This is a genomic window from Proteus sp. G4415 (genome assembly GCF_963896075.1).
GTDB lineage: Bacteria > Pseudomonadota > Gammaproteobacteria > Enterobacterales > Enterobacteriaceae > Proteus > Proteus mirabilis.
Window position 1 is genome coordinate 67445 of the sequence record NZ_CAWQOK010000038.1, and the last position, 12298, is coordinate 79742.

The window sequence follows — 12298 nt, forward strand, 5'->3', positions numbered from 1 at the left end:
CTTATCCCACGTTTATCTTTATTTTGGCCCATTCTGTAAGGGATGAGCGAGAAAGTAATTTTTTAATCCGGCATAGATTGAAGCGGCTAATTTCTCTTGGTAAGCATCTGAAATCAGCAATTGTTCCTCAGCGGCATGACTAATAAAACCTGTTTCGACTAAAATAGACGGAATATCAGGTGAACGTAAAACCCCTAAGCTGGCGTGCTCTGGTGTTTTTTTATGTAATGATCCTACTTTTCTAAGTTCAGATAACACCGCTACCGCAACGTCATAGCCTACACGCTGTGAATTACCAAATTGTAAATCTAATACTGCTTGGCTTAAATAGGGATCAACCCCTTCTGCGAGTGCATCACCAGCGCCACCGAGAAGCTCTGATTGTTTTTCGCTTTGTTCAAGCCATTTACCTAATTCACTATTCGCGCGACGATTTGACAATACCCAAACAGATGCCCCGCGCGCACTGCGATTAGGTGCAGAGTCGGCATGAATAGACACTAACATATTGGCACCTTGCTTACGGGCCACTTCAGAGCGTCCAGCAACAGAAATAAAATAGTCGCCATTGCGGGTTAAAACGGGTTTGAACATAGGATCATTACGCAAAATCGCTTCTAATTTTTTTGCCACTCTTAAGGTAACATCTTTTTCACGATTACCTTTTTGCCCAATAGCGCCGGGATCTTGACCCCCATGCCCTGCGTCAATCGCAATAATTATTTGCCGATCGCTCGACGCGGGCTTATTCGAGGTTGTGCGAGGCTTTACCGGTACTACAGGTGCAACGGGTTGCTTAGGCGTACTCACCAAAGGCGCCATCTGTTGATTAGCCACCGTATTTGTGGCTTTGTTTGCTGATAACGCCACTACACTGACCGTCGTTGATGTATTGTTATTTTGTCGAGCATTAATAGGTTTGATAGTAAGTACTAACTTGTATTCACCATTGCTATTTAATAAGCGCTCCGTCACCACCACTGGTTTGGCAAGCTCTACCACCATACTTTGATATTGGCTATCTTTTGATTGTGTCGTGCGAATTTTCTGTGCTAATTGCTGACGATTTAATGTCACAGGTAAACCCGTTATTTGGCTACCTTGCTTAAAATCCATCACTAACCTATCTGGATTTTTCAGTGAATAATATCTATAGCTTGGTTTCCCACCACTAAACGAAAATGTAAGTGTTGTAGCCACATCCCCATTTTCGGCCTTCACTTCTGTTACCGTAGCGGCTTGTGCTATTTGCACCACAAAAAGTGACAGAACAACCAACAAAAAGGTGGCAATATAACGCTGACATTGGCTCACAATAGTGATGAGACTCGACATAATCAATATTCCTTTATGCAGACTGAATACGGGATAAAACAGCATTCCCTCTCTGTGAAAGGGCAATAAAATGGGCTTTACGACCTTCATTTTCATAGCTTAAATGAAGCTCTAAATCCGCATTAGGTATAAACCCTTCCCCTTGAGAAGGCCATTCAATGAGACACAGTGGATCTTGTGCAAAATAGTCACGTATCCCCATAAATTCTAACTCTTCCGCTGAAGCTAAGCGATAAAGATCGAAATGATAGACTGGGCGTGGTGTCAGCATATAAGGCTCTACCAAGGTATATGTCGGACTTTTAACATGACCTTGATGACCTAAAGCTTGTAAAAATCCGCGGCTAAAGGTGGTTTTCCCGGCCCCTAGATCACCAAATAAATAAATAATAAGCCCTTGGTTATTTGTCGCCATTGCGACTGAATGCCCTAGTTTTACTGTTGCAGCTTCATTTTCTAATGTAACAACCCATTCTTTCATATTCATACAATCTATTGTTAGGTAATAACGACTTAGTTAATAGCATGTTAGAGCACATGCAAACAGACCATTTTTATATTCACTTAAAGTAAATTATTATCAGAATCAATTTCAAATAACCATACCATAAATCTATTTCTTACGAGGATTTTTCCTATCGTTGCACTATGATACACTGCGCACTCTTAGGACTCACCTATTAGCTATTATTTCGGTTGCTCATGTCATCACTCGATCTTCATCACCTTGCTCAAAATATAAAACGTTGGGGAACTGAACTAGGATTCCAACAAACAGGAATTTGCGATACTGATTTATCGCTCGAAGAGCCTCGTTTACAAGCTTGGTTAGATAAACAGTATCATGGTGAAATGGCATGGATGGCTAAATATGGCATGACTCGAGCAAGACCCCATGAATTGGTGCCGGGCACATTGCGTGTGATCAGCGTCAGAATGAACTATTTGCCAACAGATGCCGCTTTTGCTCGTACCCTTAATAATCCAGAGCAAGGCTATATTAGCCGTTATGCATTAGGTAGAGATTATCACAAAGTATTAAGACAACGCCTTAAAAAATTAGGTGAAAAAATTACGCAATATTGCCAACAGTTTGAATATCAAGGTATTGTTAATTTTCGCCCTTTTGTTGATTCAGCGCCGATAATGGAACGACCATTGGCCGTGAAAGCTGGCCTTGGGTGGGTTGGTAAACACTCACTTGTTATCAATAATCAGGCCGGCTCTTGGTTTTTTCTCGGTGAATTATTAATTAATTTACCTTTGCCTATTGATTCTCCCGTTGAAGAGCAATGCGGTAAATGTGTAGCTTGCATGACCACTTGCCCAACAGGCGCCATCGTAGAGCCTTACACCATTGATGCTCGTCGCTGTATTTCTTACCTAACGATTGAACTTGAAGGCGCTATTCCTGAAGAATTTCGCCCTTTGATGGGCAATCGTATCTATGGTTGTGATGATTGCCAATTAATTTGCCCATGGAATCGTTTTTCTTCGCTCACAGAGGAAGATGATTTTTCTCCGCGCCGTGCCTTACATACACCAGAATTGCTGGATCTATTCCAATGGAGTGAAGAAAAATTTCTGCGTATTACAGAAGGTTCACCGATCCGACGAATTGGCTATTTACGTTGGCTAAGAAATATTAGTGTTGCGTTAGGCAATGCCCCTTATCAGGACAAAATTGTACTGGCCTTGCAAGAGCGCTTTGGTTTAGGGGAGGTTTTAGATGAACATTTGCACTGGGCTATCGCCCAACAGAAAGCCAAAAGAGAAGAAAAAACACTAAAAATACAGACTTCACAACAAAAACGTCTAGTAAGGGCAATAACTAAGGGCCTACCTCGTGATGCTTAGTTTTTAACATGATACGCATACTCATAAGATGAGATAATTTCACCTGTGAATAAAATAAAAACTCTTTGTCTATCAATATGAAGAAAAAATTCAAGCGAAGTGTGGCACAAATTAAAAAAAATAAAAATAAACTTACTTATCAATTGGATAGATAAAAGCAATATTTAACTCACTAGCATAATATGCTAATGACTCAATGATAGCAGCCTGTGGATAACTCTGTGCAGTAAAAAAATAAATTAGTGCTAGATGCAAGGATTATGAGCATCTTATTGTGGATAATTTATTTCGATAAGAATATTAAGATAAGTGGAACTCGGGCTCTTTTTTCCAAAGAAAAGTCATAAAAATACTTTTCTTCATAAAAAATACTCTTCAAAGTATATTTAACAGAATAAAAACCTAAACAACAAAAATTGATCTGAGGTTTAGCTCCCCCCTAAACGAGGAAAGGCGCACATTCTAGTGCTGGCTAAATAGAAATGCAAGCAAAGATCAAAGATAGATCACAAAAAAATAGCTTGATCTTTCTTGCTGTTATCGATTTCCCTTTTTCTGCACTGCAATGGGTCACTCACTTTAAGTGTATTAGCTACAATCGCTGATCTGCACCTACCACAGTGTAGACTCATTTTTAAAAAGTGAGAGAGAAAATAAAGATTTTTTGGTTATATTTTATACAAGCATTGCTATTTCCTGTCCATAGTTATGTCCTTGTGACTTTTAGAATGCAATAGCTTTATTTGGGTGTTATTAAACAAAATAACGCTTTGTATTGTTGCTTATGCGTGACTGCTCCCCGCCCTGTTGAAGTGACCTCATAGAGTTGGACTGTTCATTAAGCGGTTTTCGCTAAAGGTTTTCTATATTGCATTTTAGCTTTTATCTCTTCACACTCAGATTAGACTTTTTTTAGACTTAATTTAGTCTTATTGATTGAGGTAGATATGCGTTACTCAGAACAAATCAAACCAATTAGTTATTTAAAAGCTAATGTCGCCGAAGTGATGACTAAACTCACTGAATCTGGTGCACCGATGATTATTACTCAAAATGGCGAAGCAAAAGCGGTTATTCAGGATATTACCTCTTATGAAGAGACACAGGAAACATTAGCCTTACTTAAAATATTGGCGTTAGGTCAGCAACAAGTTGAAGCAGGTGAAGTAAAAGATATAAAAAGCGTTGTTCAGCGTTTAAAAAGTAAAAGGAAATAATCGTAATGGCGTCCTATAAAGTGGTAATGACGAAAGATGCCGAAACAGACTTAGAGGACATCAATAACTATATTGCCGACCACGACAGCATAGATAATGCAGATTATGTATTAGATGAGCTGCTTAAGGTCACTAATACACAGGCTAACTTTCCTATGAAAGGCAGTATTCCAAAGGAATTACAAAGTTTAGGTATTCGTGAATATCAGCAAATCTTTTTTAAACCTTATCGTGTCATCTATCACACAATAGCAAAACAAGTGGTTATCTTTATTATTGCGGATGGCAGACGAGACATGCAAGCCCTGCTTACTCGGCGACTTTTAGGGTAAAAATATCTTACTGTATATTCTTATCATAGAGAGACAGGCCGACTTCTAAAAACAACTTAGCTAATGCTATTACGACAAACGCTTTGATTTATAAGAATTTACTGAGTTTATTGAAGTCTTTGGAAGAAGATTTGGAGCGGGAAACGAGACTCGAACTCGCGACCCCAACCTTGGCAAGGTTGTGCTCTACCAACTGAGCTATTCCCGCATTTGGTAAGTTTTGTGCTGATAATTATCGAAGAAAGATTTGGAGCGGGAAACGAGACTCGAACTCGCGACCCCAACCTTGGCAAGGTTGTGCTCTACCAACTGAGCTATTCCCGCGTCGCTAATACTGATAACTATCGAAGAAAGATTGGAGCGGGAAACGAGACTCGAACTCGCGACCCCAACCTTGGCAAGGTTGTGCTCTACCAACTGAGCTATTCCCGCGTCTTTCTTACACCCGTACAAACGAAATTCTTCATCGGTACGGGAAGCGCATTATACGAGAAAAATGCTTAACCGCAAGCCCTTATCAGTAAAAAAATGCGTTTTTTTGATTGCATGACGATAAAATCGTCACAATGATGCAATATCAGCCATCAATCCGCTAATTTCTACTCTTTAATAAAGGTTTGGCGATAATAGGCTAATTCTGCAATAGATTCTCGAATATCATCCAACGCTTGATGAGTATTATTTTTCTTAAATCCTTCAAGGATTTCAGGTTTCCAGCGACGAGCTAACTCTTTTAGTGTACTGACATCGAGATAACGATAATGAAAATATTTTTCTAATTCAGGCATATAGCGAAATAGAAAACGTCTATCTTGCCCCACACTATTACCACAGATCGGTGATGCACCCTGTGGCACCCATTTTTCAAGGAATTCGATAGTGGCTTGTTGTGCAGCCGCATCATCATACTGACTTTCTTTAACCCGCTGAACTAAACCACTTGCCGTATGTGTTGTAGTATTCCATTCATCCATCGAGGCGAGTAATTTATCCGATTGATGTACGGCAATAACGGGACCTTCAGCTAAAATATTAAGTTGGGGATCGGTGACGATAGTGGCAATTTCAATAATACGATCGCGTTCAGGATCAAGGCCAGTCATTTCCAGATCTATCCAGATAAGATTGTTCTCGCTTTTTGACATAATATATCCTAGCTGTTTCTTAGAGTGAGACATGATATTTTAACCTTTATCATAGCGCGTTTACTCAATAAGCACGACAAAAGAACATCTAACCGAATAACACAAGTGAGGATCGGTGACAAAACGTAAATTATCTAAAGGCCAGCAACGCCGAGTACAAGAAAATCATAAAAAGCGTTTGCAAAGCAAAGAGAAAAAAAATCACGTTGAATTAGACGATACACAATTAGGCGAAGCGACCGAAGGCCTCGTTATCAGTCGCTTTGGGCAACATGCAGATATTGAAGCTGTAGATGGCTCTATTACCCGTTGTAATATTCGCCGTACTATTTCATCCCTAGTCACAGGCGATAGAGTGGTGTGGCGCCCTGCATTACAAACCCAAGAAAATGTGCGCGTCAATGGCATTGTAGAAGCTGTTCATGAGCGTACTTCTGTACTCACTCGCCCAGATTATTATGATGGTATTAAACCTATTGCCGCTAATATCGATCAAATTATTATTGTTTCAGCCATTTTACCTGAGCTTTCACTTAATATTATCGACCGCTACTTAGTGGCTTGTGAAACCTTAAATATCGAACCCCTTATTGTATTGAATAAAGTCGATATGTTAGATGCAGAAAGCCGAGCGATGGTAAGTGAGTGGATGCAAATTTATAAAGATATTGGTTATCGAGTGCTTGAAGTCTCAAGCTATACCAAAGAGGGATTAGAAGCATTAACTCAAGCATTAATTGGCCGCATCTCTATTTTTGCTGGCCAGTCAGGTGTGGGTAAATCGAGCCTTCTCAATACTCTCTTACCACCAATGGAAGAAAGTATTCTGGTCAATCAAGTCTCTGACAACTCAGGGCTTGGACAACATACCACCACCGCATCGCGCCTTTACCATTTCCCTCTAGGAGGCGATGTTATTGATTCACCGGGGGTACGTGAATTTGGTTTGTGGCATTTAACACCTGAGCAAGTGACCAAAGGTTTTATTGAGTTTCGACCTTTCTTAGGAGGCTGTAAATTCCGTGATTGTAAGCATAATGACGATCCGGGTTGCTTGATCACCGAAGCCGTAGATAAAGGTGAAATCGCACCAACCCGATTTGAAAACTATCATCGTATTTTAGAAAGTATGAGTCAGGTGAAAGTGCGTAAAAATATTAATTTAGACTCTTAAGCATAGATTCACTGACAACCCTATTAAGGGTGGGTACAATAGACCCCTTTTGTCGATTTTTTATCGTTCGATCCCAGAGGTTGCCATTTTGGACAAGCTAAAAATTAAACTACAGTATCTATTGCCTAAATTATGGCTAACACAGCTAGCTGGTTGGTTTGCCAATAAAAAAGCGGGTAGCGTTACTCAATTTGCTATCAAAATGTTTGCTCGCGCATATAAAGTTGATATGAATGAAGCGAAAGAGAGCCAATTTCAGGCTTATGCAACATTTAATGAGTTTTTTATTCGTGCATTAAAAGATGGCGCTCGCCCTATTGTTGAAGGAGATAACCAACTGGCTCTCCCCGCAGATGGCGCTGTCAGTCAGCTTGGTCAGATCCAAGACGATCAAATTTTACAAGCCAAAGGGCACTCTTACACCCTTGAAGCGTTGCTAGCAGGTAATTTTACCTTGGCCGACCAGTTCCGCCATGGGCAATTTATTACAACCTATCTTTCACCACGGGATTACCACCGTGTTCATATGCCTTGCGATGGGTTATTAAAAGAGATGATTTATGTCCCCGGCGATCTCTTTTCTGTTAATCCTTTAACTGCGGCAAATGTTCCTAACTTATTTGCTCGTAATGAACGTATTATTTGCCTTTTTGACACCCAATTTGGTCCCATGATACAAATTCTTGTTGGAGCGACCATTGTAGGGAGTATTGAAACGGTCTGGTGTGGCATGGTAACACCACCACGTGAAGGTATTATTAAACGTTGGACTTATCCTCAAGCGGATAAAGTTGGCGCTATATTTCTGAAAAAAGGTGAAGAGATGGGACGCTTTAAATTAGGCTCGACCGTTATTAACCTCTTCCCTGAAAATAGTGTTCAATTAAATAAAGATCTGATGAACGGCTCTGTAACATTAATGGGAGAACTACTAGGCTCTATCATTAATGCCACAGGCACTGATCATAAGGCCTGCGATAATAATACCATTAATGAATAATTCGTAATTCGGAGTAAACCTTGTGCGCCTGATAATCAGTCTACTTTTTAGCTTTTTTCTGACTATCTCATTCAATACTTCGGTGTTTGCTGCGGATGTTGATAAATTACGTCAAGATATCAAACAACTTGAAGGCAGTACTAATCCTCAAGATATTGAAACTGTTCAGGCGCTACAAGGCACCATCAATTGGATAAATGATGGTGAAAAAGCTCAAGTTAATGCGGATAATTATCAAAAGACTATTGATGAATATCCGCAGATCACTCAAGAGTTAAGGGCTAAATTACTCGAAGAGAGTCACTCAGTTCCAACAATTCCAGAAAAAATTACTATTCCTGAGCTTGAGCAAAAAATCATTCAAGTGAGTAGCCAACTGATGGAACAAGCTCGGCTACAACAACAAGAGCAAGATAAAAGCCGTGAAATCAGCGAATCACTCAATTTACTCCCTCAGCAACTTTCAGAAGCTCGTCGTTTACTAAGTGATGCAACGGCGCGTTTAGCGGCAATAGGGGCATCAAACACCCCACTAGCAGAAGCACAAAATAAATTAACCCAAGCTGAAGTCACAGCACGAAAAGCGATGGTTAATGAGCTGGAAATGGCGCAACTTTCTGCTAATAATCGTCAAGAAATTACTCGACTGCGCTTAGAGCTATTTAAAAAACGTTATCAACGACTTGATGTACAACTGCAACAATTGCGTAGTTTACTAAATATCAAGCGCCAAGAAGTGGCAGATCTCGCTTTAGAAAAGACAGAAATGCTCGCCGAGCAAGGGGGCGAACTCCCCGAGTTTCTGACTAAGCAAATCGAGACAAACCGTCAACTTTCTCAGATCCTCAATAAACAGACGCAAGAAATGAGTGAGTTAACCGAAAAACAGCGTCTAACAACACAACAAACCCAACAAGTAAGACAGACACTCACAACCATTCGAGAGCAAGCCCAATGGTTAAGTGGCTCTACGGCATTAGGTGAAGCATTAAGAACACAATTGGCTCGCTTACCTGAAATGCCCCGCTCTCAAGAGCTGGATAGGGATATCGTTCAGTTACGTGTTGAACGATTAGGCTATGAAGAGATGCTAGAAAACCTAGGCAAAATCCAACCTCCTGAAACTGCCGATGGCTCAAAGCTACCAGAAGCTCAGCAATATATTTTTGACTCCCTCATTCAAGCGCGCCAAGAGTTACTCAATTCTCTTTTATCCGGTTATGACTCCCAAATCCTAGAGTTAACCAAACTCAAAGTAGCCACAACACAACTTGCGGATGCCTTAAAAGAGACAAAAGATGCCACAAACCGCTATATGTTCTGGGTGGCCGATATCAGCCCAATAAAACTCAATTATCCGGTTTTATTAATTAAAGATATTACTCGCCTACTCTCATTAGATACTTTCTCACAATTAGGGCATGCTGCGGTTAACATGCTCAAAAACCAAGATACCTTTATCTATCTACTGGTCACCCTATCTATTGTCGGTTTTAGTCTTCGTACCCGTAAGCATTACAATGCGTTTCTTGAAAGAGTCAGTAATCGCATTGGTAAAGTCACTCAAGATCATTTCTCATTAACGGTGCGTACCGTATTTTGGTCAATATTAATCGCCTTACCACTACCGCTATTATGGTCTGCCGTAGGATATGGTTTACAAAGTGTCGAATGGCGTTATCCCATGGCGGGAGCGATTGGTTATGGTGTAACTGCCGCAGCCCCTGTGCTATGGCTATTTATGATAAGTGCTACCTTTGCTCGCCCTAATGGGTTATTTATCGCGCAATTTAAATGGAAAGAGAGTCGTGTGAAAAAAGCGATGCGCTTTTATCAACTGTCGATTTTCGTCATTGTGCCGTTAATGATGTCGCTTATCACCTTTGAATACTATAGTGACAGAGAATTTGCGCCAACGGTTGGGCGTTTTTGCTTTTTATTATTGTGCATTGCTTTAAGTTTTATTACCTCAAGCCTAAAAAAGGCACATGTGCCGCTTTACTTAGATAAACATGGCTCTGGTGATAATGTGATAAATACCATTTTATGGTGGTTCTTACTTGTTGCCCCTGTTCTTGCAGCCCTCGCGGCTATCTTAGGCTATCTCTCAACCTCCATCGTATTACTGGGTCGCTTAGAGATGTCTGTGGCGATTTGGTTTGCCTTGCTGATTATTTATCATATTATTCAACGATGGATGCTGATCCAACGTCGTAAGCTTGCCTTTGAACGAGCCAAACAAAAACGGGCAGAAATTTTAGCTCAACGAGCCAAAGGGGAAGATGAGAATACCATTGTTGGCAGCAGTGGTGAGAGTACCGCTAACTTAGAGTTGGAAGATCAAGCCATTGACCTTGATGCGATTAGTGCACAATCTATTGGTCTAGTTCGTTCTATTCTGACCATGATTGCACTTGTGTCCATGATTTTACTCTGGTCAGAGCTCAATACAGCCTTCTCTTTTGTCGATAATATCCGACTATGGGATGTGACTTCCTCCGTTAATGGCGTCAATACTATCCAGCCCATTACCATGGGGTCTATCTTAGTCGCTATATTAGTGATTATTATCACGGCACAATTGGTAAGAAACCTGCCAGCACTGCTTGAACTGGCAATTTTACAACACTTAGATCTAACACCTGGTACAGGTTATGCCATTACCACTTTAACGAAATACAGCATCACCCTAATAGGCAGTATTGTTGGTTTCTCATTATTAGGTATTGAGTGGTCAAAACTACAATGGTTAATTGCCGCTATGGGGGTAGGTCTTGGTTTTGGCTTACAAGAAATTTTTGCCAACATTATCTCAGGGTTAATGATCTTGTTTGAAAAGCCAATCCGTATTGGTGATACCGTTACTATCCGTAACTTGACTGGGAATATTTCTAAAATCAATACGCGAGCCACCACGCTCACCGATTGGGATAGAAAAGAGATCATTGTGCCTAATAAAGCATTTATTACAGAGCAATTTATTAACTGGTCATTATCAGACTCTATTACACGTATCGTAATGACCATCCCTGCGCCAGCTGATTGCAATAGTGAACAAGTGACTAATGTATTATTAGAAGCCTCTAAACGCTCTACCATGATTTTAGACAACCCCGCTCCTGAGGTTTACTTGGTTGACCTACAACAAGGGATCCAAATCTTCGAGTTACGTGTTTATGCCGCAGAAATGGGACATAGAATGCCAGCCAGACATGAGATCCATCAAAATATTCTGCTAGCCTTTGCAGAGCATGGCATTCCATTACCATTCCCGCCGTTCCAAGCACGGGTAGATATGGTGGGTAATACCATTAGTACTTCAATGCGTGCAACACCAAGAGAAGTAGGCGGATTGTAGTCAATTACATCTATTACTTTGAATAAAAATGCCACTAATTTAAATGAAAAAACCAAAATAGTGGCATTTTTGCTTCTTGTTACCACTCTTCTTACCACTGTTATGCGCCTAGCATTCAATACAAACAGCCAGTTATAAACAGCTATTCTGTTGGTATGACGCATGTCACACCACAATAGGTATGCACACTCCGTTTACCTATCACTATTAATAACTTTTTTTTCACTTTTTTGTTTAATAAAATTGATGATTAATAACACAATGAAACTATTTTATCGATATATAATTATACAATATTGGAATATGAACATCATAAAATGTTACTTAGTTTTCTATTTACTTATAGAGATCTCTTTTATTACCAAAGATCCTTCTTACTAAGTAAAGAATTAAGAAATAATAGCGACCATCTTAGTTGCTTACTGTTTTCTCTTATTTTAATTTTTATCAATTTTTGCAATATAAAAAGCCATCTTTGTTCTGTATTCTTCAAAAATTTGTGCAAACACGCCTATCTTTTTTTATTGCTAAAGATCACAAAAATACGTTTTTATACTTAAATTTACTCAATAAATGAGTATTAAAATACTATTTTCGATATTTTATTTTACTTATTTTTATCATATTTAATTTTTGTTTAACTTAAGTCAAATAATTTTAGTTTATTTTTTAACCTATCATTATCCTCTCCTTTTCCTTGCTGCATCAGCGTGACGTAGCAAAAATCATTCAAATTGCTATATGAAACACCAACAAGTAGTCTAAAAAAGATAAGTGTATTAATTTATTATATACGCAGGTTTGTTTTCTCTTCACACGAGGTGAACACTAACTTGGCCAATTTCTTTTTTATCTTTATTTTTAAAGATAATAGATAAAC

General features: G+C 39.5%; 9 protein-coding genes and 3 tRNA genes. 6 read left to right on the forward strand and 6 right to left on the reverse strand.

Going from position 1 to position 12298, the window contains the following annotated elements; all coding sequences use genetic code 11:
- Nucleotides 1-18: 18 nt before the first annotated feature.
- Together AACU95_RS03535 and tsaE are read right to left on the reverse strand one after the other, a co-directional pair.
- Nucleotides 19-1335, reverse strand: coding sequence for an N-acetylmuramoyl-L-alanine amidase (locus AACU95_RS03535; protein ID WP_004253037.1), 1317 nt, complete (start codon nucleotides 1333-1335; stop codon nucleotides 19-21).
- A 13-nt stretch (nucleotides 1336-1348) separates the two neighbouring features.
- Nucleotides 1349-1816: a tRNA (adenosine(37)-N6)-threonylcarbamoyltransferase complex ATPase subunit type 1 TsaE gene (gene tsaE, locus AACU95_RS03540; RefSeq protein WP_036894015.1), complete on the reverse strand. Its 468-nt coding sequence runs from the start codon at nucleotides 1814-1816 to the stop codon at nucleotides 1349-1351.
- Nucleotides 1817-2037: 221 nt separating this feature from the next.
- Between tsaE and queG the strand changes: the two genes are divergently transcribed.
- The 3 genes from queG to AACU95_RS03555 all read left to right on the forward strand — a co-directional run bounded on the left by queG (nucleotide 2038) and on the right by AACU95_RS03555 (nucleotide 4741).
- Nucleotides 2038-3192: a tRNA epoxyqueuosine(34) reductase QueG gene (gene queG, locus AACU95_RS03545; RefSeq protein WP_004246297.1), complete on the forward strand. Its 1155-nt coding sequence runs from the start codon at nucleotides 2038-2040 to the stop codon at nucleotides 3190-3192.
- Nucleotides 3193-4139: 947 nt separating this feature from the next.
- Entirely contained in the window at nucleotides 4140-4409 is a 270-nt protein-coding gene (locus AACU95_RS03550) for a type II toxin-antitoxin system Phd/YefM family antitoxin (protein ID WP_004246304.1), read from the forward strand.
- Nucleotides 4410-4414: 5 nt separating this feature from the next.
- Nucleotides 4415-4741: a type II toxin-antitoxin system RelE/ParE family toxin gene (locus tag AACU95_RS03555; RefSeq protein WP_004246306.1), complete on the forward strand. Its 327-nt coding sequence runs from the start codon at nucleotides 4415-4417 to the stop codon at nucleotides 4739-4741.
- Nucleotides 4742-4873: 132 nt separating this feature from the next.
- On the opposite strand, the gene AACU95_RS03560 is transcribed toward AACU95_RS03555, so the two are convergent.
- The 4 genes from AACU95_RS03560 to orn form a co-directional block, all read right to left on the reverse strand.
- Nucleotides 4874-4949: transfer RNA gene (locus AACU95_RS03560), tRNA-Gly, on the reverse strand.
- A gap of 40 nt (nucleotides 4950-4989) precedes the next feature.
- Nucleotides 4990-5065, reverse strand: a tRNA-Gly gene (locus AACU95_RS03565).
- A 32-nt stretch (nucleotides 5066-5097) separates the two neighbouring features.
- A tRNA-Gly gene (locus tag AACU95_RS03570) sits at nucleotides 5098-5173 on the reverse strand.
- Nucleotides 5174-5340: 167 nt separating this feature from the next.
- On the reverse strand, nucleotides 5341-5886 hold the full coding sequence (gene orn / locus AACU95_RS03575; RefSeq protein WP_036932476.1) for an oligoribonuclease: 546 nt from the start codon (nucleotides 5884-5886) through the stop codon (nucleotides 5341-5343).
- A 115-nt stretch (nucleotides 5887-6001) separates the two neighbouring features.
- Between orn and rsgA the strand changes: the two genes are divergently transcribed.
- From rsgA to mscM, 3 genes are all read left to right on the forward strand, one after another.
- Entirely contained in the window at nucleotides 6002-7060 is a 1059-nt protein-coding gene (rsgA, locus tag AACU95_RS03580) for a small ribosomal subunit biogenesis GTPase RsgA (protein WP_062814585.1), read from the forward strand.
- An 88-nt stretch (nucleotides 7061-7148) separates the two neighbouring features.
- A complete protein-coding gene (gene asd, locus AACU95_RS03585) occupies nucleotides 7149-8060 on the forward strand; it encodes an archaetidylserine decarboxylase (protein ID WP_004246309.1) in 912 nt (303 codons plus the stop codon).
- A 22-nt stretch (nucleotides 8061-8082) separates the two neighbouring features.
- Nucleotides 8083-11418 (forward strand): miniconductance mechanosensitive channel MscM, encoded by a 3336-nt coding sequence (gene mscM, locus AACU95_RS03590; protein ID WP_004249643.1) that lies wholly within the window; start codon nucleotides 8083-8085, stop codon nucleotides 11416-11418.
- The last annotated feature ends 880 nt before the right edge of the window (nucleotides 11419-12298 follow it).